The sequence below is a fragment of the Nakamurella sp. A5-74 genome (assembly GCF_040438885.1).
Classification (GTDB): Bacteria; Actinomycetota; Actinomycetes; order Mycobacteriales; family Nakamurellaceae; genus Nakamurella.
The window spans coordinates 3024675-3046660 of the sequence record NZ_CP159218.1 but is presented as its reverse complement, the minus strand read 5'-3'; the positions used below and the strand labels follow the sequence as shown (position 1 = coordinate 3046660).

Sequence of the window (21986 nt, the reverse complement as noted above, 5' to 3'; positions counted from 1 at the left end):
GTGACGTTGATCGACCGCATCACCTCGCCCGCCGCACTGCGTTCGCTGCGCCCCGAGCAGGTCGAGGAGCTGGCCGGCGAGATCCGGACCTTCCTGGTGGAGAAGGTGTCCCGTAGTGGCGGACACCTGGGCCCGAACCTCGGCGTCGTGGAGCTGACGCTCGCGCTGCACCGGACCTTCGACTCGCCGGCCGACCCGATCGTCTTCGACACCGGGCACCAGAGCTACGTGCACAAGATCATCACCGGTCGCGCCGATCGTTTCGATTCGTTGCGCACCCGTGGCGGGCTGTCCGGGTACCCCAGCCGCGCCGAGTCCGCGCACGACTGGGTGGAGAACTCGCACGCCTCGACGGCGATCAGCTACGCAGACGGACTGGCCAAGGCCTTCGCGGCCAAGGGTGAGACGGGCCGCACTCCCGTCGCGGTGATCGGCGACGGGGCGATGACCGGTGGGATGGCCTGGGAGGCGCTCAACAACGTCGCTGCCGGGAAGAACCGCCCGGTGGTCATCGTGTTCAACGACAACGGTCGCTCCTATGCCCCGACGGCCGGTGGGATGGCGGAACGTCTCGCCGACCTGCGGCTCAAGCCCGGGTACGAACGGATGCTCGACCAGGTCAGGCGGACGCTGCCGAAGGCACCGGTGATCGGCGGCCCGATGTACGACGTGCTGCACGCGCTGAAGTCCGCGGTGCGCGACTGGTTCATTCCGCAGACCCTGTTCGCGGATCTCGGCATCAAGTACCTCGGGCCGGTGGACGGTCACGACACCCAGGCGCTGGAGCGCGCACTCCGTCGCGCGCGGAACTTCCGCGGCCCGGTGCTGGTGCACTGCATCACCAACAAGGGGCAGGGCTACGGACCGGCGATCGCCGACACCGCCGAGCTGATGCACGGCCCGCCGGCCTTCGATCCGATCACCGGTAAGCCGCTGTCGCCACCGTCGCTCAGCCTGGGCGGGGTCGTCGGCCGCGAGCTGGTGAAGCACGGCGCCGTCCGCGACGACGTGTGCGTCATCACCGCGGCGATGAGCGGTCCGCTGGCGCTCGATGCGTTCGCCGCCGCCCACCCGGACCGCTTCTTCGACGTCGGCATTGCTGAGCAGCATGCGATGACCTCGGCGGCCGGGCTCGCGCTGGGCGGGATGCACCCGGTGGTCGCTGTGTACTCGACCTTCCTCAACCGCGCCTTCGACCAACTGCTGATGGACTGCGCGCTGCACGAACTCCCGGTGACGGTCGTGCTCGACCGGTCCGGGGTGACCCAGGAGGACGGGCCCAGCCACCACGGCATGTGGGACCTTTCGCTCGCCGGCATCGTGCCCGGCCTGCAGGTGGCCGCGCCGCGCGACGAACCATCGCTCGTCGAGCAGCTCACCGAGGCGTTGGACGTTTCCGACGGTCCGACGCTGCTGCGGTATCCCAAGGGATCCGTCCCGGAGCCGCTGCCGGCGCTGCGCCGGATCGACGGCGGTATCGATGTGCTGGCCGAGCTGGCTCCCGCGTCCTCGGACGGTGCCGTGGGCGCCGGCGGCCGGGCGTCCGTCACCGGGGGACCGGCCGCCGACGTGCTGATCGTGGCGATCGGCGCGCTCGCGCCCGCTGCGGTCGAGGCCGCAGGACGGTTGGCGGACCACGGGATCTCGACGACGGTGATCGACCCGCGCTGGGTGCTGCCGGTGTCCTCGGAACTGGTGGAGCTCGCCGGCGGGTTCCCGTTGGTGGTGACCGTCGAGGACGGCGGTCGTTCCGGTGGCGTCGGATCCGCTGTCCGGGACGCGCTGCCGGTCGGCGCGGACGTGCTGGTGATCGCCCTGCCGCAGGAGTTCCTCGAGCCAGGTTCTCGCGGAGACCTGTTGCAGGACAGGGGATTGACCGGTCAGGCCATCGCGCGGGAGATCGCCGCGCAGGTCTCCAGAACGCAGGACATCACCTCGGAGACCTCGCTGCAGGGCTGAGCGTCACCGCTCAACCCTGCGCCCGGGTGAGGGCCTCGAGGTCGGCAATCCGGACGAGTCCGTCGCACCGCGCGGCCATCGCCGGGTCCACCGAGATCAGTGCGTCGGCCTGCAGCCGCGCGACCGCCAGGTACTCGGCGTCCTGCAGGCTGTCCCACTGCTGTTCGCGGGCGAGCTTCCAGGCAGTCCGCCTCGAGACCCGGTCGCCGAGCAGCCGCATCTTCAGCTCGGTCAGCCGCTCGTGGGCGGCGAGTGCGTCGGCCTCGGTGCGCTCGCCGCTGCGGACGGCCGTCAGCAGCAGGGCGAGAGCCTGCGAGCGGATGCCCTGCGGGGCGACGAGCCGGTGGTCGGGATGGATCGCGAGCTCGTGGTCGACCACGTGCAACAGCGTGGGTGAATCGATGACGTAACGGGTCATGGCAGCACGGTACTCAGGCGAGCACGTGCCCAGCCGACCTCGCGATCCTCGTCAGCCGCCGGTGACGCCGAGTTGGGTGACCAGGCCGAGGGTGTCGGCATTGAGCCAGTACTCGACGATCCGTCCGGCGTGGTCGACGCGGACGATGTCGGTTCCCTCGAACGAGATGTCGGTGCCGACCGCTGCGGTGGCGCCGGGGAATCCGCCTGCGTAGGTGCCGGTGGCGATCCAGCGGACGACGATCCGGTCGCCGTCGATGATCGGACCGACCTGGACCCGGAAGTGCAGATCCGGGAGCGGACCGCGGATCTGACGGATGAGTCCCACCAACCCGGACGGACCGGTGACGGCGCTGCCGTCGCCACCGTCCAGCAGTGCGGCGTGCATCCCGAAGTCCGGGGCGATGAACCGGTCGACATGCCGGTAGTCCCCGTTCCACAGCCGCACCCAGTCGAGGGTGAGCCGCTCGTGCTGACGGCGGGTGGCGGCGTCGGCAGTGGTGACAGCGGCATCGGGAACGGCGGCCGCGGCCGCGGCCACAGCGGGCGACACGTTCGTGGTACTGCCGGCAGCAGTGCCGGCGAGCGCTGATCCGCCGAGGACGACGGCGAGGATTCCGGGGATGAAGCGATTCATGACGACTCCTGTGAGTGATGGCCAGTAGCAATAGTGAAAGGCTATAACTTCACGATAGCTGCTGTCAACAAGGAGGGTATTCATGACGGGCACCCCGGAGTGGGCGTGGACGTCCTCGTCGACGTGCTCGGCTACATCCACGGCTGACCGCGTCCGGAACGCGAACCGGCCCGGTCGTGAACTCACGACCGGGCCGGTTTCGTTGTGACGCTGCGGGTTCGATGCCTCAACTCGGGAGCGTCGACACCCCGGCCGGCTGGAAGCGCTTGCCGGTGACGCGCTCGGAGATGCCCTCGCGGTCGAGGTAGGGGGTGATCCCGCCGAGCCAGAACGGCCATCCGGCGCCGGTCAGCATCGCCAGGTCGATGTCGGCGGCATCGGCCACCACACCCTCGTCCAGCATCAACCGGGCTTCGGTCGCGAGCGCTGCGAGCGCGCGTTCACGCACCTGCTCGAGGGTCGACGGGTTGTCGCCCATCGTCCAGAGTTTCGCCACCTCCGGATCCAGGCTCTGGCTGCCGTCGGCGTTCCAGGCCACCAGCGCGCGGACCTGGTGCTGCACGGTGCGGCGCAGGTTCTCCGAGACCGGAAACCGATCCGGCCAGGAGCCGTTCAGCGTCTCCTGCACGTGCAGCGCGACGGCCGGTCCGACCAGCTGCAGCAGCACGATCGGCGTCATCGGCAGGCCCAGCGGATCCAGTGCCTTGTCGGCGATCTCGGGTGGGGTGCCCTCGTCGATGGCCGCGAGGATCTCGCCCATGAAGCGCAGCAGCAACCGGTTGACGACGAAGCCGGTGGCATCGGACGTCAGGATCGGGCCCTTCTTCAGCTTCTTCGCCAGCCCGAAAGCGGTGGCCAGGGTGCGGTCGTCGGTGTGATCTGCCTTGACGATCTCCAACAGGGGCATCACCGCGACCGGGTTGAAGAAGTGGAAGCCCAGCACCCGCTCGGGGTGCTGCAGCTCGGCCGCCATCGCCGAGACCGACAAGGAGGAGGTGTTGGTGGCGATCACGCATTCCGGCGAGACGTGCTGCTCCAGCTCGGCAAAGACCTTCTTCTTGACGTCCAGTTCCTCGAACACGGCCTCGATGACGAAGTCGGCATTGGCGAAGATGGAGTAGTCCAGCGACCCGGTCACCAGCGCGGTCAGCCGGTTGGCCTCGTCGGGCGGGATCCGGCCCTTGTCGGCCAACTTCGCGATTTCGCCGTGGACCGCAGCGACACCCTTCTCGAGGCGTTCGGCGTCGATCTCGGTCAACGCGACCGGGACCTTGAGCTGCCGGGCGAACAGCAGCGCCAGCTGCCCGGCCATCAGACCGGCACCGACGATCCCGATCTTGCCGATCTTCCCGGCGAGCGCCGGATCGGGTGCGCCCACCGGCTTGCGGGCCCGCTTCTGGTTGAGGTTGAAGGAGTACAACCCGGCCCGGAACTGCTGGGAGGTGATGAGGTCGGCGAGCGCGTCGTCCTCCGCGGCGAATCCTTGCGCGAGATCAGCGGTCCGCGACAGCTCGATCAGGTCGAGGGCGCGGTAGGGAGCAGTGGTGGCGCCTTTGGTCCGCAGATCGGCGATCTGCCGGCCGCGGGCCACCGCGTCGGTGTAGTCCGATTCGCCGTACTCGTTGCGCTGCACCGAGATCGAGCCGTCCAGGACGCCCGCCATCCAGGCCAACGACTGTTCCAGGTAGTCGGCAGCATTGAGCACGACGTCGACGACACCGAGCGACGCTGCGTCCTTCGGCTTCAGCATGCGGTTCTGGTTCAGCGCGTTCTCGATGATGATCGTGACGGCGTTCTCGGGTCCGACCAGCTTCGGCAGGAGTTGGGTGCCGCCCCAGCCGGGCAGGATCCCCAGGAAGCACTCCGGCAGCGCCATCATCGCCGCGTTGGACGCGAGCGTCCGGTAGTGACAGCTCAGGGCCAGCTCCACCCCGCCGCCGAGCGCCGCACCGTTGACGAACGCGAACGTGGGGATCTGCGAGTCGTGCAGCCGCTTGTACACCCGGTGTCCGAGCTGGCCGATGGCCTTGGCGTCGTCGCGACTGGCGATCGCGCCGATCCCGGACAGGTCGGCCCCTGCCAGGAAGACGAACGGCTTGCCGGTGACCGCGATGGCCGCCGGCTCGGCGGCGAACGCCTCGTCGAGCGCGGCGTCGAGGTTGTACAGACCGGCCGGGCCGAACGTGGTCGGCCGGGTGTGGTCCTTGCCGTTGTCGAGGGTGATCAGCGCGACCTGACCGTCGATTCCCGGCACGGTGAACAGCCGGGTGGTGGCGGTGGTGACGACCTCGCCCGGGATCTCCAGACGGTGCGTGGTGGGGGCGCTCACTGCGCTGCTCCTTCGCTGGCGACGGTGCTGGCGGTGCCGCTCCGGGAGTCGGTGAAGTGCGGGTTCTCCCAGATGATGCAGCCGCCCATGCCCAGCCCGACGCACATCGTGGTGAGGCCGTAGCGGACCTCCGGGTGCTGTTCGAACTCCCGGGCCAGCTGCAGCATCAGCCGGACACCTGAGGAGGCGAGCGGGTGTCCGACGGCGATGGCGCCGCCGTAGGGGTTGACCCGCGGATCGTCGTCAGCGATGCCGAAGTGCTCGGTGAAGGTGAGCACCTGGACGGCGAACGCCTCGTTGACCTCGAACAGGCCGATGTCGTCGATGCTCAGCCCGGCCTTGGCCAGCGCCTTCTCGGTCGACGGAATGGGACCCTCTCCCATCGTCTCGGGAGCGACCCCTGCGAAGGCGAAGGAGACCATCCGCATCCGGACCGGCAGGCCCAGTTCCGTTGCGGCCGCCGAGGAGGCGAGCAGGCATCCGGTAGCGCCGTCGGTGAGCGGCGAGGCGTTGCCGGCCGTCACCCGGCCGTGCGGACGGAACGGCGTCTTGAGGTTCGCCATGCCGTCGAGGCTGGATCCGGGTCGAGGCGGTTCGTCGGTTGTCGCAAGTCCCCACGAGTCACTCGAGCGGGTGGCGACGGGGACGAGGTCGGGGGCGATGTTGCCGTCGGCCAATGCCTTCGCGTACTTCTCCTGCGAGGCGACGGCATAGGCGTCGGCCCGGTCCTTGGTGATGCTCGGGTACTTGTCGTGCAGGTTCTCGGCAGTGTTGCCCATGTTCAGGGCCTGCGGATCGACCAGCCGGTCGGCGACGAATCGCGGATTGGGATCCACGCCGGCGCCGATCGGGTGGTGGCCCATGTGCTCGACGCCGCCGGCGATCGCCACGTCGTAGGCACCGACGGCGATCCCGGAGGCCATCGTGGTGACGGCCGTCATCGCGCCCGCACACATCCGGTCGATGGCGAAGCCGGGTACCGACTGGGGGAGCCCTGCCAGGATCGCTGCGGTGCGGCCGATGGTGGGTCCCTGGTCGCCGGTCTGCGAGACCGCGGCCACCGCGACCTCGTCGACCCGGTCGGCGGGGAGCTGCGGCGTGCGCCGCATCAGCTCCCTGATCACCTTGACCATCAGATCATCGCCGCGGGTCTGCGCGTACTGACCCTTGTCCCCGGCTCGACCGAACGGGGTGCGCACCCCCTCGACGAACACGACGTCGTGCAATGAACCGGTCCGGTCCTGCGCTGATACCGCCACGCCAGCCTCCCTGCTGTTCGGTGGAGCGCCCCAGCTCACCCGATCGGGCGGCGTAGCGCGTCGAGACCGATGCTACCCGCGAGTAACTTGTTCGGGGGATCAGGCTGTGGTCGAAGTCTCCGCGTCGGCCAGAGCGGCGATCACCCTCGGCACGGTCAGCTCCACCTGCCACGGACGAGCCCCGGCGGCGGTGAGCTGCCCGGCCAGGGTGCTCTCGTCGTGCGCTGCGTCCGGGCCCCACAGCGCACCGCGGAGCAGGGCAGGGGACAGCAGGTTCTCCACCGGCGTCGAGACCTCCTCGGACAGCTCGGCCAGGGCCGAGCGTGCTGCGGAGAGCCTGCGGTGGGCCTCCGGATCCTTGGTGGCCCACCGGGAAGCGGGAGGTGGACCGTCCTGACGCAGCGAGACCGGCGGCAGCTCAGCGGCCGGCAACCGCCGGGCCCGGCTGAGAGCGTCGAACCAGATGTTCGCCTGCCGCCGTTGCATCCGGCCGCGGAACACCGGTCGGCCCACCAGGTCGTTGAGCGTTGTCGGCTGGTTGACCGCTACATCGACGATCGCGGTGTCCGGCAACACCCGGTGGGGTGCCAGATCCCGCTCGCGGGCGATCCGGTCGCGGGTCGTCCACAGCTCGCTGACGATGGCCAGCACCCGACGGTCCTTGATCTTGTGGATGCCCGACGTCCGGCGCCAGGGATCGACGCGTGGGGGAGTCGGGACGGCTGCGCCTGCGGCGAGAGCGGCGAACTCCTGCCGGGCCCATTCCCACTTGCCCTGCTCCTCGAGCAGGGTGGTGAGTACTGCTTGGAGTTCGATCAGTACCTCGACGTCGAGTGCTGCATAGATGAGCCACGCCTGGGGGAGAGGGCGCACCGACCAGTCGTCCGCTCCGTGGCCCTTGCTCAGCGACAATCCGAGCTGGCTCTCGACCAGTGGCCCGAGTCCGACCCGCGGGAGCCCGGCCAGGCGTCCGGCGAGCTCGGTGTCGAAGAGGGATCCGGGCAGCAGGTTCTCCTCTGCCAGGCACGGCAGGTCCTGGCTGGCAGCGTGCAGGACCCACTCGAACCGGGCGAGCGGGGCGGTGAGCACCGACAGATCGCCCAGCGCGATGGGATCCAGCAGAACGGTGCCGACATCCTCCCGCCGGAGCTGGATCAGCTGAGCCCGCTGGGAGTACCGGAAACCCGAGGCCCGCTCGGTGTCGAGGGCGATGCTGCCCGTTCCGGCGGACAGGGCCGCAGCCAATCCGTCGAGCGCTGCCCGATCGGTGAGCGGGCCACGGAATCCGGTGCGCGGAGCGAGCAGGGGAAGCGCACCCTCATCGACGGATGCATCGTCCCCCGACGGTACAACGGTCGAACCAGCGCTCAGGAGATGACTCCGGCGCGGAGGGCCAGCGCGACCATGTGGGCGCGATCACCGGTTCCGAGCTTCCGTCCGATCCTGGCGAGATGGCTCTTGACCGTGAGTGCGGACAGCGAGAGCTGCTCGCCGATCCACTTGTTCGAACGGCCGTCCGCCACGAGATTCAGCACCTCGACCTCGCGGGCGGACAGGTCGTTGATGGTGGAGGGAACGTGAGCGGGCGGGGGGCCGGATCGACGACCGAGCAGGATGCCGTGAGCACCCGCACCCACGGCGTCGATGACGGCGCCGATCTCGCCCTGCGGCGACAGCGCGATGACCCGGGTCCAGCCGTCCGCGCGAGCGGCCGCGATCAGCGGAGCAGTGGAGGAGCCGAAGGCCAGGCTGACGAGCAGCAGATCACCGCCGCGGCCGTCCGACACCCGGCGCGTCAGTTCGGTCTCGTCGGTCGCCTCGTCGACGGTGTCGGCGCCCGAGGCGGTGAGCGCGTTCTGCAGGGCGTGTCGGCTCTCGGGATCGGGGTCGGCGACGAGAACCCTGACGGTGGACATGGAAGGGATCGATTCCGCCGCGCCGACACGCGGCCGCGGAAGGCGTAGGCCGGTGGCCGGATCGGCCTCCGTGCGTGCGGCGCCCTCGGGCTGACCGGCGCTTCCCCAGGGCAGCATCGTGGTGGTTTCCACCGGTACTCCTTCGACGGCGAGGAGGCGCTGACGCGCTCTCCCGCGAGTTGGTAGTTCTCGGCCCAAACTGACTATCGGTGAAAAACTGACCATCGATACCACGTATACGAACCAGTTTCACTGATCTGGCGGTGCCAGGTCAAGGAGCGGCACCAATCCACGCCTTGATGGGTGACAGATTCAGTAGTCATTCGAGCGGTCGTTCACCCGTAAGGGGGAAACACCCTCCGGAGGGAGACCAGCCGCGGCCGCGAGCAGGGCCAGATAGGCGTCGAGGTGATGGGTGAGGTTCGCGTCCCGAGGGGTCCAGGAAGCCCGGATCTCGAGATCGTCGGCGTTCTCCGGCCCGGTGATGTCTCCGAATCGGGTGGATCGGGTGGCCGTGACGGTGCCACCCAGCGCGGTGTGGGGGGCATCCTGCAACGCGTCCACCAGCCAGCTCCAGGCCACCTCCGGCAGTAGCGGGTCGCCCGCCATCGCACCGTCCAGGATGCAGGTCGCGAAGACCACGATCCGCAACGTCCCGTCCCAGGCCTCGACGCCCTCCGGGTCGTGCAGGAGCACGAGCCGGCCCGAACCCCACTCGTCGTCCCCGACAGTGACGGTCGCGGACAGCGCGAAGGAGTGTGGCGCAAGTCGGGCCGGCGCCGGCAGGGATTCGAGCAGGATCTCGCGCCGGGTCGTCACCGCGCGCAGCGACTCGACTGCGGTGGTGAACTCGGAGGTGGTGGTCGCCGTGACGCTCATGGTGGGAGGGTACGACCGCGGTCCGACAGCCCTCCCCGTGGCGCGCCGTCGCTGCGGCCGTGACGTCGGTGACGACGTCGCCGCCTGGGGTCAGCCGGTCGGGGTGTCACCGGTCGGCTCGAGGGTCATCGCCACCGAGTTGATGCAGTAGCGCTGGTCGGTCGGGGTGCCATAGCCCTCGCCCTCGAAGACGTGTCCGAGGTGGGAGTCGCAGTGCGCGCACCGCACCTCGATGCGCGTCATGCCCATCGTGCGGTCCTTGATCAGCACCACGTGGTCGTCCGAGCTGGGCGCATAGAAGCTCGGCCACCCGCAGTGCGAGTGGAACTTCGTCTGCGAACGGAACAGCTCGTTCCCGCACGCCCGGCAGTGGTACACACCGACGGTCTCGGTGTCCGTGTACTCACCCGTGAACGCCCGTTCGGTGCCTGACTCCCGCAGTACCTGGTACGCGGCGGGATCGAGGAGCTCGCGCCACTCGGCATCGCTGCGGGTGCTGGCCTGGGGGTCGGGCGTTGTGGTGCTCTCCGTCATGGATTCCATGGTACGCGCGACCTGCTCGGGGGCACCGCCGTCGGACCGCACCGCCCTCCGGACGGCACCGCGCTCCCACCGCACCGGGCTACGGCGGGCAGAGCCGTCCGTCGGCGGGAGCGGTACCCGTGGTGAGGTAGGCGATCGCCAGCTTCCGGACACAGCTGCTGCCGGTCACCGCTCCGTGCTGACCCGCCTGCCACGACACCAGGATCGCCGAGCTGAGCTGATCTGCGATCGCCTGTGCCCCTGCGTAGGGGCTGACCGGGTCCGCGGTCGAACCGGTGACCAGCACGGGAGGCGCTCCGGTTCCGCTGAGTCGGCCGAGCGCCGCCGTCGCCGCCGGCCACGCCGAACACAACCCGAGCTGACCGGCGACAAACGGGCCGAACAACGGAGCAGTGCGGACTGCGGCCGCCGCGCCACTGCGCATGTCGTCCGCGGTCAGCCGGATGGAGGAGTCGTTGCACGTGTACTCCAGCCGAGCCTGGGCCAGGTCGCCGGTGTCCTCCCGGGACACCGACGCTGTGACCAGGGCCTCCACCTTCGCCAGCTCGCCCTGCTGGGCTGCGCGGAGAGCATCGATCAGCGCAGGCCACTCAGACGGTGTACCGAGCGTCGTGGTCAGCGCGAGCAGCACGCTGCCACCGGTCAGGAAGAACTCGTCGCCGGTGTCCCCGGTATCGCCGAGCTCGTCGACCACGCGTTCGACGGCGGTCCTCGGATCGTCGCCCAGGGGGCAGCCCCCCGCGGCGGCGGCGCAGTCGGCGGCGAAGGCGTCCAGTGCCGCCTCCAGCGCGTCTGCCCGGGCCCCGATCTGTTCCGCAGCGGTGGCGGTGGCATCGGACGGCGAGTCAAGGACGGCGGCCCGCACCCGGCCGGGATACCGGTCGACGTAGACGGCCCCGACGGTCGCCCCCCAGCCCTGCCCGAACAGCGTGACGGTGTCGACGCCCATGGCGTCACGGATCGCATCGAGGTCGTCCGCGACATCGGTCGTGGTGACGTCGGTGATCAGGTTCTGCGCGGTGTCGGCGCAGTCGAAGACGGCGTCCTTGGAGATGCTCGCCACCAGGTCGGACGATGTCCGGTCGGCGACGCTCTGCGGGGGAGCCAGCAAGTTCGCGATGGTGCGGTCCTCGAGGCACTGCAGCTCGTCCCACGGCCGGCCGGTGCCGCGGACGTCCAGGGTGACGATCGAGTACTGCGCCAGCAGCGCAGGGTCCAGGCCGGCGGCCACCCGCGCCACGTCGTCGCGACCGTTCTCGCCGGGTTCGCCGAGCAGCACCAGCAACGGGGGAGCGTCCTGCGGGGTCGAAGCCGTGCGTACCCGCGAGATCGCCACCGTCACGGTGTCCGAGTTGCGTACCGACCGATCGATCGGCACCTGTACCTCGGCGCACTGCAGTTCCCAGCTCTGCCCGGCGGACGGCGGTTCCACCGAGGAGGGGCAGTCCTGCCAGTCCACCGGGTCCGCCTGCTGACCGGCGCCGCCGGGACCGGAGGGGCGTGTCGAAGGGGCGGTCGTTGCGGCGGTGACCGGCGCCGCAACCGAACCGGCGACCGCCAGACCCGGCCGACGGGACGGACCCACCGAGCACGCGGAGAGGACCGTCAGAGCGGCCACCGCGAGGGCCGCCGAGGTCCTGGCTGCGCCGACCCTCATCGGCTGCGCCGGTACCGGGGGAACAGGTGCCCACCATCGGCGAACAGCGACACCAACGACCAGCGGGACTCCTCCCGGAGCGCCATCCCCCCGAGCAGCGGCACCGGATCGCCCGAGCCGAGCAGTGTCGGAGAGATGGTGAGGCTGAGCTCGTCGAGCAGCGCCCGGCTCTCGAGTCGACCGAGCAGGGTCGGCCCGCCCTCGCACAGCACCCGCCGGACGCCGCGCTCCGCCAACTGGGCCAGGCCCACCCCCAGGTCGAGGTCCGACCCGGTGCGGATCACCTCGACGCCCTCGGGGTGCTCGACGTCATCGGGAGTCAGCACCAGCGGGGGAACCTCGCTCTCGACGATGGCCTTCAGCCCTGTGGGTAGCCCGCGCGAGGCGACGATCACCCAGCGGGGCAGGCCGCTGCGTCCCCAGCGCTCGCGGCGGGCGAGCCGCCGCGGGAAGCTCTTCGTGCCCGGGTAGCCCTCTGAGATGACGGTGCCGGCACCCACCAGGATGACGTCGGCGAGATCACGTTGGATGCCGATCAGCCGCTGGTCGACGGGGGAGCCGAGGCCACCGGAGGTGCCCCGAAGCGTCGTGCCGCCGTCCAGTGAGGCCACCATGTTGGCCCGCACGGTGATCCGGTCGGAGTCCGTCGGCCAGGCCAGCGCTGCCGCGACGAGGTCCTCGGCTGCGGGATCGACCTGCCGGCTGCTCAGATCCACGGCCGTGCCGGCCACCGCCGCACGGGCGGTCCCGGACGCGGGATCGGGCGCGGATCCGGGATCGGTCAGGAGCAGCAGCACCCGGCCATTGCATCACGACCGCCGACGGGGCGACGGTGAACGGCGGTGGCTGCGCCCGACGATGACGGCGAAGGAGGGGGTCGTTCAGCCGCCGATGACGTCGGCCAGGTGCCCGACCGCGAGGTCGATCTCGTCCGCGGTGATCACCAACGGCGGCGCGAAGCGCAGCGTCGACTCGTGGGTCTCCTTGATCAGCACGCCGCGCGCCATCATGGCCTGGGACACCGAGCGTCCCGAGGGTCCGCCGGGGGCGAGTTGGACGCCTGCCCACAGCCCTCGTCCGCGGACCTCGGCCACCCCGCGACCGACCAGTTCACCCAGTCGGGCATGCAGGTGCTCGCCGAGTTCTGTTGCGCGCCTTTGCATCTCGCCGGTGGCCAGCAGCTTGACAACGGCCCGGCCGACGGCGCAGGCGAGGGGGTTGCCGCCGAAGGTCGACCCGTGGGTGCCCGGCTTCAGGACCCCGAGCACGTCGCGTCGGCCGACCACAGCGGAGACCGGCAGGATGCCGCCACCGAGAGCCTTGCCGAGGGTGTACAGGTCGGCGCGGACACCCTCGTGGTCCAGCGCCAGCAGCTTCCCGGTCCGCCCGAGCCCCGACTGGATCTCGTCGGCGATCAGCAGCACGTCGTGGGCATCACACAGTTCCCGGACCCTGGCCAGGTACCCGGCGGGCGGGACGACGACCCCGGCCTCACCCTGGATGGGTTCCAACAGGATGGCGGCGGTGTCCGGCGTGATCGCGGCTTCGAGAGCCTCCGCGTCGCCGTACTTCACCGAGTCGAAGCCCGGCGTGTACGGGCCGTAGTCCGCGGTGGCGACCGGGTCGTCGGAGAAGGAGACGATCGAGATGGTCCGACCGTGGAAGTTGCCACCGGCGGTGATGATCCTGGCGCGGTTCTCGGCGATCCCCTTGACCTGGTATGCCCACTTGCGCGCCACCTTCAGAGCCGACTCGACGGCCTCGGCGCCGGAGTTCATCGGCAGCACCATCTCGGTGCCGGTCAGGGCGGCGAGTTCCTGGCAGAACGCGCCGAGCTGGTCGTGGTGGAACGCCCGGGAGGTGAGAGTGACCCGGCCGAGCTGGGCGGTGGCAGCGGCGATCAGATCGGGATGGCTGTGGCCGAAGTTGAGCGCGGAGTAGCCGGCCAGCATGTCGAGGTAGCGACGCCCGTCGACGTCCGTCACCCAGGCGCCGGACGCCTCCGCGATGACCACCGGTAGCGGGTGGTAGTTGTGGGCACACCACGTCTCGTCGAGCTCCAGCAGTTCCAACGCGCGGGCGCTGGGAAGGTGTTCGGTCGGACGTTCGGTGGTGCTCACACGTACCTCTTTCTGTTGATCGACGCTCACGGTCCCCGGGAGGGCGGCGCCGATCGATGGTCGACGCATCGAGCCTAGTGACCGGGCGGCGCAGCAAACAGCAGGCGCCGAGGCCCTGATGGGCACAGTTCATTGCAGAACTGCCGGAGACAGCCCGCATTCGTTGTGCCGACTACGACCCCGACGATCGAACCTGTCCGTACTGGTCGGAGGGCGGATTTCGTGCCACAGTCACTGGATGGCAGGCAAGAAGCAGGACGCGAAGACATCCGGTACCCGGAACACCGGCTCGGCGAAGTCCGGTGCGGCGAAGTCGGGCCCGAAGAAGGACCGGGCTGCCAAGGCCATGGCGGTGGGCGCACAGCCGTCGGTCGAGGAGCTGCCGCCGAACGCAGTCGAGTTGGCTGCGGACGGGACCGGCAAGGAGCACTCGGTCGCCTCGGTCCTGCGGGCGCCGTCCGGAATCCGGTCGCTGGCGGAGGTGTCCACCCTGCCCGCTCCCGTCGGGCCGAAGAACAAGAAGGACGCCGCAGAGGCGATGCAGGAGCTGGCCGGCCCGCTCGCCGAGCTGCAGGAGAAGCTCTTCGCGCAGAGCACGGTCGGCGGCCGTCGATCGGTGCTGGTGCTGCTGCAGGGGATGGACACCGCAGGCAAGGACGGCGTCATCCGGCACGTCGTGGGTCAGCTCAATCCAGGTGAGATCCGGATCTCGTCGTTCAAGAAGCCGACTGCCGAGCAGCTGGCGCACGATTTCCTCTGGCGGATCGAGAGCGCCGTGCCGCAGGCCGGTCAGATCGGCGTGTTCAACCGCTCCCAGTACGAGGACGTCCTGGTGGTCCGCGTCCACGACCTGGTGCCGAAGGCGCAGTGGTCGCAGCGGTTCAGCCAGATCAACGCGTTCGAGCGGCGGCTGGCCAGGGCGGGGGTGACGCTGATCAAGTGCTTCCTCCATGTGTCCAAGGAGGTCCAGCGGGAGCGACTGCTCGCGCGGCTGGATGATGAGACCAAGTTCTGGAAGTTCAACCCGGTCGACATCGACGAGCGGGGCTACTGGGACGACTACCAGGCCGCCTATGTCGACGCGCTGCGTCGGTGCTCGACCGTCGCCGCACCGTGGTTCATCATCCCGGCGGACAAGAAGTGGTACCGGAACTGGGCGGTGGCGGCGCTGTTGCACGAAACGCTGGTCGGTCTCGACCCGACGTATCCGGACGCGAACTACGACATCGACGTCCAGCGGCAGCGGCTCGCCGATGAGTGATCGGACCCCGCGGCAGGGCGCTGCCAGTCGCTCGTGGTCGGTGGTGATCCCGATCAAGGCACCCGACCGCGGGAAGTCGCGGATCGCCGTCGATCCGGCGGCCCGGGCGGAGATCGCTGCTGCGCTGGCGTTCGACACGGTGTCCGCAGTGGCCGCTGCGCGGCGGGTGGACCGGGTAATCATCGTCACCGACGGAGCCGAGACGCTGGGCTGGATCGACGAGCTGCCGCGGGGGCGCGCGAAGGTGCGGGTGGTCCCGTCGTCGGCGACCTCGCTGAACGGCTCCATCCGCGACGGACTCGCCGAGGTCCGGGGCGCGGCTGCTGTGCTGCCGGGGGACCTTCCCGGATTGCGAGCCGAACAGTTGGACGAGGTGCTGGAACACCTGTCGGCGCCGGTGAGTGTGGTGCCGGATGCCGACGGGGTCGGCACCACCCTGCTCGCAGCCCTGCGGGCTGCCGATCTCGACCCGGAGTACGGGCCCGACTCGTTCCGCCGACACCTGGCCGGCGGAGCGCGGGAGATCGTGCTGCCGGTGGATCACTGGCTGCGCAGGGACGTGGACACCGTTGACGACCTGGCGGGAATCCACACGGGGCGGACCGCGGTCAGTGCGGCGGCCCTCAGCAGCAGGAACGCTGTGCGCTGCGGCGGTGGGACGGCCGCGCGGTGCTAGTTTCGCTGATGTGGGAACTGGCTCGATCTCCAAGGTGAAATGGCTGCCCGGCCACCTGCTCGTCGTGGTGGCCGTGCTGGTCTGCCTGCGACTGGGCTGGTGGCAGTGGGACCGCACCCGGGAGGCCGAGGGAACCCTGCAGAACTTCGCCTACGCCATCCTCTGGCCGGCGTTCGGAGCGTCCTTCATCTACATGTGGTGGCGATTCCTGTCGCTGGAGGCGAGTCGCGAGGCCGAGGACGACCGCGAGCTGGACGAGGACCTGGCGCTGATGTCGGAGCAGGAAGCAGCCGACCGCGCTGATCGTGCGGAACTCTTGGCACTGCAGGCGTCTGCTGCGCCGGACGCAGCTCCGCAGCTCACGAACGCCCACGAGTCGGACGTGACCGAACCCACCGACGACGCCGACCGGGAAGATTGGTTCGTCGGTACGGTCGAGGAAGCTGATGAGGACTCCGATCCGGAGCTGGCCGCCTACAACCGGGCACTGGCCGCCCTCGCCGAGGAGGACCGCAGACGTGCAGGCTGACCGCGTGGCCGGATCGACGGGGAACGCCGTCGCCACCCTTCCCCCGAAGACCGCAGCTGCCTTGCAGCGTTACCGGATCTCCGCGTTCGTGGTAGGCGTCGGGTTGCTGATCCTGGTCGCCACGATGATCCTGAAGTACGGCTTCGACATCGGTGGCCCCACGATGATCTGGGGCCCGATCCACGGGGTGCTGTACATCGCCTACGTGCTGCTGGCCTTCGACCTGAGCTACCGCGAACGCTGGAGCATCAAAGGTCTGCTCGGCGTGCTGGTCGCCGGCGTCATCCCCGTCCTGAGCTTCGTCGTCGAGCGCCGCGTGCACCGCAAGGTGCTGGCGCGCGAGCGGCTCTGAGCTCTCCGGATCGCCGGCCCACCCGGCGGGACGAACGACAGAACCCCCGATCCGCAGACGGATCGGGGGTTCTTCGTGTGTGAGTGCACCCTGCACTCGTCGAGCCGCGGCAACAGCGCATCGCCCTGGCCCGGATGTTTGCCGCGCTGCGAGTCCCCACCGGAGGCGACGGCCGGCTGCAGTCCCGCCCGATCCGAGGCGTGTACGCGCTGAGGTCGGCCCAGTGAGACGCCGCGATCCGCTCGCCGGTAGGGATGCCCTGCCGGCCTCGCTGAGCGCCTACGAGCCCGATCCGCGGTCACTGTCGGCAGAGGCGTAGGAGGACGGTTACAGGACCTTCCTGGCAGCCCGTCAACGGTGGGCGGATCACCGCAGGATAGACGTCGATGACCTGCCTGACTGGCGGATCGGGGACGCCCCGTTCGACGGCAGCGACATCTGAGCCGACCCCCTGGCGGGGTGTCCCATCGGAGGCGCCTGACAGTCATCGAGATAGGTCGCTCTCACACACAGAACGATGACGCCAAGGGTCACTGCTCGTTCGGTGCTGACTGGTCCTGCTGCACGTTCGCGATCAGCCACGCTGCGATCGAGGCTGTGACGACCCCGACCACTGCCAGGCCGACGAGCATCAGGCCGACCGCCACGAACCTGCCCTCGGTGGTCACCGGGTAGCGGTCGCCGTAGCCGACCGTTGTCACGGTCGTCGTAGCCCACCACAGGGCGTCCCCGAAGGATCGGATGTTCGCCTCCGGGTCGAACTGCTCGACGTCGAGTATCGCCAGCGCGCCGAGGAATACCGCACCGACCGCAGTGCCTGCGACGTAGGTCGTCACCCGTCCGATCAGGGAACGTGATGCCGAGCGGTTCAGTACGCGGGCGAACGCGAGGACTCTCAGCAATCGCAGCGGACGCAGCACGATCAGCACGATCAGCGCGACGTCGTACCAGTGGCTCAGGGCGTATCTGCCGCGTTGCTCTGCGAGGTAGAGCCTGACCAGGAAGTCGACCAGGAACACCGCCCAGACGGCCCACGAGATCAGTTCGAGGAAGTCCAGCAGACCACCGTTCAGCCGCGGATCGAGCACCTGCCAGGCGTAAGCGACCAGGAACGCTAGCGCGAGCAGCAGCAAGGGGATCTCGGATCGCTGCTCCCAGCGTTCGATCTTGGTCACCGACGGACCCTCGGAGACAGCGCAACGCCTGAGGTCATGATCCGCACGACCTGGCCTCCGGGTACCCCGGCGAGGAGGTCGTCACCGACGAGGCCGCCGGGAAGTACGACCACTCAGCGGTCACCGAGTCGACCGTCTTACCAGAGGTCGAGCCGACCCCGAACGGCTCGTTGAAGAACGTCAGCACCACGTCGTTGTCGAGCTTCACGACGGTGTACTTCCCCTCGGCTGCCGTCAGATCCCAGACGGCCACGACGTCGGCGTCCGACCTGCGGTCCGGGGACAGCCACTTCTGGGCGATCGCAGGGGCGTCCTCTGAGACAGTGCAGTTCGCCGACCGCGGGCCGGCTGGGTCGTCCTTCTTGTTCGCTGTCGTGATGGCCCCGATGATGACGAGCACGACCACGACCGCCCCTCCGACAGGGAGCCACCGTCGGCGCGCGTTAACGGGTTTGCTGGCCGGGCTCAAGGCCGGCTTCGGGCTAGCTGCAGGTTTCTGATCGGCGGGGTCGGTCGTCATGGGTTCGTCCTTCGGTGCAGGCGACCGGATCGGTTCGGGAATGTTGGTGAAGTGCCGCTGCGGGTGGAACGGATTCCGAGGTCGCTGCCACTGCGGATTCTCGTCGGTCACGCGATCAGTTCTCCCCTTGAAGTACACGGCGGACTCTGTTCCCGACGTCAAGCCCGTCCGGTGATCATCGCGCAGGGTCGCGGGCACCGCAGCACTATCACCCAGCACGCCGGAGCCGTTCGGCTGATCCGTGCTCGGACCCGACGGCGGCGGTGCGGCCCTGCTGCCATGCGACGTCGTACTGGGTCACTGGTAGACGAGATCATGCCGGACAGGACGCGCCTCGACCTTTTCAGCGCCGCCGACTGCGACGTGCTGCCGGTCGGGGGCAGATGCACTCGGCTGACCCGTCAGGGCGAGCATCGCCAGGGCGAGCTGGCCGGTCGCTCGACGACGTTCATCTGCTGTCCACAGGCCCGAGCGCCGACGTAGTGGGCGAACGTACGCCGAGCTCAATCAGCAGGAACTCAGGCGAGCGCGTAAGCGCGCTCACTGCGTACGGTGAACTCCTGCGGAACCGTGTCAGCGACACCGGCAGCAGACCATGACTCGTCGAGCTGAGCAGACTCCAGTTGCTCGAACCATGCTCGAACAGAGGTTCCGAGCGGCATGGAGTGCACGCGCCTCCCACTTGCAACAACGACGCGTTCCTCGGTTCGGACCATTGCTTGGAGGTGGAGGAGTCCTGCGTCATCACGCACGACGAAGACGACGTTCGTGCCTGCACGCTCCGATCGCCTGAACACGTCGTAGACGAGTTCGTCCATGTCAGCGGCCACCAACGCGATCGAACCCTGATCGTCTACGTGCCCTGCCTCGCGAAACTCGCGGAGGATCGCGCGAAACTCGGGATTGAGCTGCTCGCGTGCGACCAAGGCGGTGAGCTCGCGAACTTTCATCTTCGTCCCCATCGCTCAACCTCCTCGTTCACGTTGGTGTACAGAGCCTGACTCTCATAATAGGCCCACATCAGTTCCTCGTGAGAGTTGATCGGTCCACCCGAGCTGACTCGAGGTTGCGGTGACCGCTTCGTCCATCGGTGCATGTGCTTGTTGCTGTGCGCTACGCAGAAGCGCGCGACGTCGTGGAACGTCTGCTCGTACCCCGCTAGCTGGAGAAGCACGCCGAAATCGACAAGGTCTCCGTCGATGAAGAGCATGCGCTGGATCCACAGCTCGCCGTTCGGGCCGTACAGCTTGTCGGGCGGATCCTCGATCCGCTCGCCCTCTTCCGGCCACCGGTAGCTGCCACGGTCGAGTTGTAAGTGCAGATCGTCTCTCACCCAGTCCACCTCAGCGCAGCCTTGTCACGTCTCATCGTTGAACGCCCAAGAATGGCATGGTGCGGGCAATACAACCGTCACGCGCACGCGCCGAACGCCCTCCCATCGCCTGGATTTAGACCAGCGCAGCTCGCAGCAGTCGTGCTGCCTCGACGAGATCGGCACCGATCTGCGCCGCCTGGTCCGCGGTCGGGTAGTCCGCGACCTCGTGATCTGCCGGCCATGCGATAGTCGCTGGCTCGTCCGGGGTCTGCGAGATTTCGACACCCATCGAGCCGATTCGGCGGAGGTGGATCACGCCGCCCTCGTCGTCGATCTTGTCGCCACCGCACCATGAAGGGCACGCAACCGTCGGCTGCGACCAGGGCGCCAGCGGGCCGGGACAGACCAGCTCGAACCGATGACCGTCGACGACATGGATGACCAGCCGCGGAGCGTGCGTCCGGCCGATCCACACGGTGTGCGTCGATAGGTCCTCGACCCTGACCGCGTACTCGGTGCTGGTGTCGGGATGGAACACCCGGATCTCGTCGCCGATCCGCAGGTCGTCGAACTTGACCGAGAAGGGCATGGACTCTGCTGCGGACATTGGTGCGCTCCCTCTGGAAGGGGCCACGAGATGTCAGCGACTCGGTTGCACTGTGGTTGCACCTGAGTCCAGATTCAGCGTTTTCGCTGATCAAACATGGTGGGCGATACTGGGATCGAACCTGTATCGCTCACCACCGGGTGATACTGGGATCACCCCTGGTGGCAGTGCTGTGACCTGCTGTGATTCGAGACAGTAGCGCCCGAGCGTGTCGGACACAAGTGGACACCGCCGGACTGATCTAGACTCTCTAACGATGCACAGACGATGCATCGCCACCGGGAGACGACCATGCCGCCACGCTCACGCCGTGGGTTCGGACAGATCACCAAGATGCGCTCCGGCCGATATCAGGCCCGGTACATCGGCCCCGACACCGCGCTGCACACCGCCGGTAAGACGTTCGACGCGAAGATCGACGCCGAGGGCTGGTTGTCCTCAGAGCGCCGGCTGATCACGGACGACACCTGGACGCCTCCGAAGACGCGGGGGCAGTACACCAAGCTCCGCACGTTCGGTTCGTTCGCCGAGGACTGGCTGTTGGCGCGGACCCTAAAGCCCCGGACCCGCGACCATTACCGGCGACTTCTCGATCGCGTCATCTTGCCGACCTTCGCCGAGATCCCGATCAAGCACATCACCCCTGACACAGTTCGCACCTGGCACACCCGGCTCGGTGACGACACCCCGACGCTGCGGGCTCACTCCTACTCGCTTCTACGGGCCGTTCTGCATGATGCCGTAGCTGACGAGATCATCACCGTGAACCCGTGCCACATCCGCGGCGCCGGCAACGCGAAGCGGAAACACAAGATCAAGCCCGCGACACTGCCCGAGCTGACCGAACTGGTGGCCGCGATGCCCGAGCGGCACAAGGTGATGACTCTGCTCGCCGCCTGGTGCGGACTCCGGTTCGGCGAGCTGGCCGCGCTGCGCCGATCCGATCTCGACCTGGCCAACGGAGTGATCCACATCCGGCGCGGTGTCGTCCGCGCCGCGGGAGAAACGATCGAGGGACCGCCGAAGACTGATGCCGGTATCCGCGACGTCGTGATCCCACCGCACCTGATCCCCGCCATCCGAGAGCACCTGGCAGCCAACGTGAACGGGCGCCAAGGGCTGCTGTTCCCTGCCGCTGACGGGGTCGGATTCCTGCAACCGTCGAGCCTGTATGGCAAGGCACCGAGCAAGCGACACCCGGCGGGCTGGGGCTTCTACGGCGCCCGCGCCGCGGCTGGTCGTCCCGATCTGCGATGGCACGATCTCAGGCACACCGGCGCTGTCCTGGCAGCCTCTACGGGCGCCACCCTCGCCGAGCTGATGTCGCGGCTCGGACACTCCACCGCCGGGGCTGCGATGCGCTACCAGCACGCCGCCCAGGACCGGGACCGTGTCATCGCTGGGCTGCTGTCCGAGCTCGCGACCCGCCCATGAAGTGAGCGCACGTCCACTCTGGATGCGTTGTGGCGTAGTATGTCCCACTAGCTGGTGATGCTCGCAGCAATCAGCGGATCGAAGCACCGACAGGTGGGTAAAAAAGGGCGCGAGCGTGAGGGTAACCCCTTGAGCTCGATACCTCCGAGTTCGTCGAAGCGACGAGCCGGAGGTATCCGTGTCTTCACACCCTTTTCTATCCTTGCCAGATGCTGCACTGCAGCTCGGTTGCAACCCAAAGACGATCAGGCGCTACATCGCGAGCGGCCGCCTGACGGGGTATCGAGTTGGCCCTCGACTGCTTCGCGTAGATCCGCTGGAACTCCAGAAGCTGTTGCGGCCGATCCCCACCGCCGGCGGTGGTCAGGGTGCCAGCTGACATCAGAAACCGCCCGGCAGTG

At 68.7% G+C, this 21986-nt stretch carries 23 protein-coding genes; 7 read left to right on the top strand and 16 right to left on the bottom strand.

The annotated features are described in order from the left end of the window. Complete coding sequence (dxs, locus tag ABLG96_RS14015) at window positions 1-1959, top strand: 1-deoxy-D-xylulose-5-phosphate synthase (protein ID WP_353647983.1); 1959 nt, start codon at window positions 1-3, stop codon at window positions 1957-1959. 10 nt (window positions 1960-1969) lie between these two features. Here the strand turns inward: dxs and ABLG96_RS14010 are convergent, their stop codons facing one another. From ABLG96_RS14010 to rocD, 11 genes are all read right to left on the bottom strand, one after another. After that, on the bottom strand, window positions 1970-2377 hold the full coding sequence (locus tag ABLG96_RS14010; protein WP_353647982.1) for a hypothetical protein: 408 nt from the start codon (window positions 2375-2377) through the stop codon (window positions 1970-1972). A gap of 51 nt (window positions 2378-2428) precedes the next feature. Next, a complete protein-coding gene (locus tag ABLG96_RS14005; protein ID WP_353647981.1) occupies window positions 2429-3013 on the bottom strand; it encodes an ester cyclase in 585 nt (194 codons plus the stop codon). Window positions 3014-3239: 226 nt separating this feature from the next. Beyond that, a complete protein-coding gene (locus ABLG96_RS14000) occupies window positions 3240-5342 on the bottom strand; it encodes a 3-hydroxyacyl-CoA dehydrogenase NAD-binding domain-containing protein (protein WP_353647980.1) in 2103 nt (700 codons plus the stop codon). Next, window positions 5339-6601, bottom strand: a complete 1263-nt coding sequence (locus tag ABLG96_RS13995) for a thiolase family protein (protein ID WP_353647979.1) — start codon at window positions 6599-6601, stop codon at window positions 5339-5341. Before ABLG96_RS13995 ends, ABLG96_RS14000 begins: the two co-directional genes overlap by 4 nt. 99 nt (window positions 6602-6700) lie before the next feature. After that, a complete protein-coding gene (locus ABLG96_RS13990; RefSeq protein WP_353651509.1) occupies window positions 6701-7906 on the bottom strand; it encodes a ribonuclease D in 1206 nt (401 codons plus the stop codon). Window positions 7907-7968: 62 nt separating this feature from the next. Next, on the bottom strand, window positions 7969-8649 hold the full coding sequence (locus ABLG96_RS13985) for a response regulator transcription factor (protein WP_353647978.1): 681 nt from the start codon (window positions 8647-8649) through the stop codon (window positions 7969-7971). Window positions 8650-8829: 180 nt separating this feature from the next. Beyond that, window positions 8830-9396 (bottom strand): DUF3000 domain-containing protein, encoded by a 567-nt coding sequence (locus ABLG96_RS13980; protein ID WP_353647977.1) that lies wholly within the window; start codon window positions 9394-9396, stop codon window positions 8830-8832. A 90-nt stretch (window positions 9397-9486) separates the two neighbouring features. Further along, a complete protein-coding gene (msrB, locus tag ABLG96_RS13975; RefSeq protein ID WP_353647976.1) occupies window positions 9487-9930 on the bottom strand; it encodes a peptide-methionine (R)-S-oxide reductase MsrB in 444 nt (147 codons plus the stop codon). 88 nt (window positions 9931-10018) lie between these two features. Further along, window positions 10019-11596, bottom strand: a complete 1578-nt coding sequence (locus ABLG96_RS13970) for an alpha/beta hydrolase (protein ID WP_353647975.1) — start codon at window positions 11594-11596, stop codon at window positions 10019-10021. Next, entirely contained in the window at window positions 11593-12393 is an 801-nt protein-coding gene (locus ABLG96_RS13965; protein WP_353647974.1) for a dihydrofolate reductase family protein, read from the bottom strand. Before ABLG96_RS13965 ends, ABLG96_RS13970 begins: the two co-directional genes overlap by 4 nt. An 84-nt stretch (window positions 12394-12477) precedes the next feature. After that, window positions 12478-13668: an ornithine--oxo-acid transaminase gene (gene rocD / locus ABLG96_RS13960; protein WP_353651508.1), complete on the bottom strand. Its 1191-nt coding sequence runs from the start codon at window positions 13666-13668 to the stop codon at window positions 12478-12480. A gap of 286 nt (window positions 13669-13954) precedes the next feature. Between rocD and ABLG96_RS13955 the strand changes: the two genes are divergently transcribed. Genes ABLG96_RS13955 through ABLG96_RS13940 form a run of 4 tightly spaced genes read left to right on the top strand, consistent with a single transcriptional unit; the run spans window position 13955 to window position 16534 of the window. After that, window positions 13955-14977 carry a PPK2 family polyphosphate kinase gene (locus tag ABLG96_RS13955; RefSeq protein WP_353647973.1) on the top strand — a complete coding sequence of 341 codons (1023 nt, stop codon included), beginning with the start codon at window positions 13955-13957 and terminating at the stop codon, window positions 14975-14977. After that, window positions 14970-15653, top strand: coding sequence for a 2-phospho-L-lactate guanylyltransferase (cofC, locus tag ABLG96_RS13950; RefSeq protein ID WP_353647972.1), 684 nt, complete (start codon window positions 14970-14972; stop codon window positions 15651-15653). Before ABLG96_RS13955 ends, cofC begins: the two co-directional genes overlap by 8 nt. A 10-nt stretch (window positions 15654-15663) precedes the next feature. Continuing rightward, window positions 15664-16182 (top strand): hypothetical protein, encoded by a 519-nt coding sequence (locus ABLG96_RS13945; RefSeq protein ID WP_353647971.1) that lies wholly within the window; start codon window positions 15664-15666, stop codon window positions 16180-16182. A 4-nt stretch (window positions 16183-16186) separates the two neighbouring features. Beyond that, on the top strand, window positions 16187-16534 hold the full coding sequence (locus ABLG96_RS13940; RefSeq protein ID WP_353647970.1) for a DUF3817 domain-containing protein: 348 nt from the start codon (window positions 16187-16189) through the stop codon (window positions 16532-16534). A gap of 530 nt (window positions 16535-17064) precedes the next feature. Here the strand turns inward: ABLG96_RS13940 and ABLG96_RS13935 are convergent. The 5 genes from ABLG96_RS13935 to ABLG96_RS13915 all read right to left on the bottom strand — a co-directional run bounded on the left by ABLG96_RS13935 (window position 17065) and on the right by ABLG96_RS13915 (window position 20151). After that, complete coding sequence (locus tag ABLG96_RS13935; RefSeq protein WP_353647969.1) at window positions 17065-17709, bottom strand: ion channel; 645 nt, start codon at window positions 17707-17709, stop codon at window positions 17065-17067. Window positions 17710-17743: 34 nt separating this feature from the next. After that, the gene (locus ABLG96_RS13930; RefSeq protein ID WP_353647968.1) at window positions 17744-18229 is read right to left on the bottom strand and encodes a hypothetical protein; all 486 of its coding nucleotides are present in this window, start codon (window positions 18227-18229) and stop codon (window positions 17744-17746) included. 518 nt (window positions 18230-18747) lie between these two features. Beyond that, on the bottom strand, window positions 18748-19191 hold the full coding sequence (locus ABLG96_RS13925; RefSeq protein ID WP_353647967.1) for a hypothetical protein: 444 nt from the start codon (window positions 19189-19191) through the stop codon (window positions 18748-18750). Beyond that, complete coding sequence (locus tag ABLG96_RS13920) at window positions 19176-19562, bottom strand: hypothetical protein (protein ID WP_353647966.1); 387 nt, start codon at window positions 19560-19562, stop codon at window positions 19176-19178. Before ABLG96_RS13920 ends, ABLG96_RS13925 begins: the two co-directional genes overlap by 16 nt. Window positions 19563-19677: 115 nt before the next feature. Continuing rightward, complete coding sequence (locus ABLG96_RS13915; protein WP_353647965.1) at window positions 19678-20151, bottom strand: hypothetical protein; 474 nt, start codon at window positions 20149-20151, stop codon at window positions 19678-19680. Between the two features lie 291 nt (window positions 20152-20442). On the opposite strand from ABLG96_RS13915, the gene ABLG96_RS13910 reads away from it, so the two are divergent. Beyond that, a complete protein-coding gene (locus ABLG96_RS13910) occupies window positions 20443-21585 on the top strand; it encodes a site-specific integrase (RefSeq protein WP_353647964.1) in 1143 nt (380 codons plus the stop codon). Window positions 21586-21763: 178 nt separating this feature from the next. Next, entirely contained in the window at window positions 21764-21964 is a 201-nt protein-coding gene (locus ABLG96_RS13905; RefSeq protein ID WP_353647963.1) for a helix-turn-helix domain-containing protein, read from the top strand. Window positions 21965-21986: the final 22 nt, after the last annotated feature.

Excerpts from the sequence above, each read along its gene's own strand:
- ABLG96_RS13925 (WP_353647967.1), bottom strand. The coding sequence starts at position 19,191 with ATGGGGACGAAGATGAAAGTTCGCGAGCTCACCGCCTTGGTCGCACGC.
- ABLG96_RS14010 (WP_353647982.1), bottom strand. The coding sequence starts at position 2,377 with ATGACCCGTTACGTCATCGATTCACCCACGCTGTTGCACGTGGTCGAC.
- ABLG96_RS13970 (WP_353647975.1), bottom strand. The coding sequence starts at position 11,596 with ATGAGGGTCGGCGCAGCCAGGACCTCGGCGGCCCTCGCGGTGGCCGCT.
- cofC (WP_353647972.1), top strand. The coding sequence starts at position 14,970 with ATGAGTGATCGGACCCCGCGGCAGGGCGCTGCCAGTCGCTCGTGGTCG.
- ABLG96_RS14005 (WP_353647981.1), bottom strand. The coding sequence starts at position 3,013 with ATGAATCGCTTCATCCCCGGAATCCTCGCCGTCGTCCTCGGCGGATCA.
- ABLG96_RS13915 (WP_353647965.1), bottom strand. The coding sequence starts at position 20,151 with ATGTCCGCAGCAGAGTCCATGCCCTTCTCGGTCAAGTTCGACGACCTG.
- ABLG96_RS13955 (WP_353647973.1), top strand. The coding sequence starts at position 13,955 with ATGGCAGGCAAGAAGCAGGACGCGAAGACATCCGGTACCCGGAACACC.
- msrB (WP_353647976.1), bottom strand. The coding sequence starts at position 9,930 with ATGACGGAGAGCACCACAACGCCCGACCCCCAGGCCAGCACCCGCAGC.
- ABLG96_RS13980 (WP_353647977.1), bottom strand. The coding sequence starts at position 9,396 with ATGAGCGTCACGGCGACCACCACCTCCGAGTTCACCACCGCAGTCGAG.
- ABLG96_RS13910 (WP_353647964.1), top strand. The coding sequence starts at position 20,443 with ATGCCGCCACGCTCACGCCGTGGGTTCGGACAGATCACCAAGATGCGC.
- ABLG96_RS13930 (WP_353647968.1), bottom strand. The coding sequence starts at position 18,229 with ATGACGACCGACCCCGCCGATCAGAAACCTGCAGCTAGCCCGAAGCCG.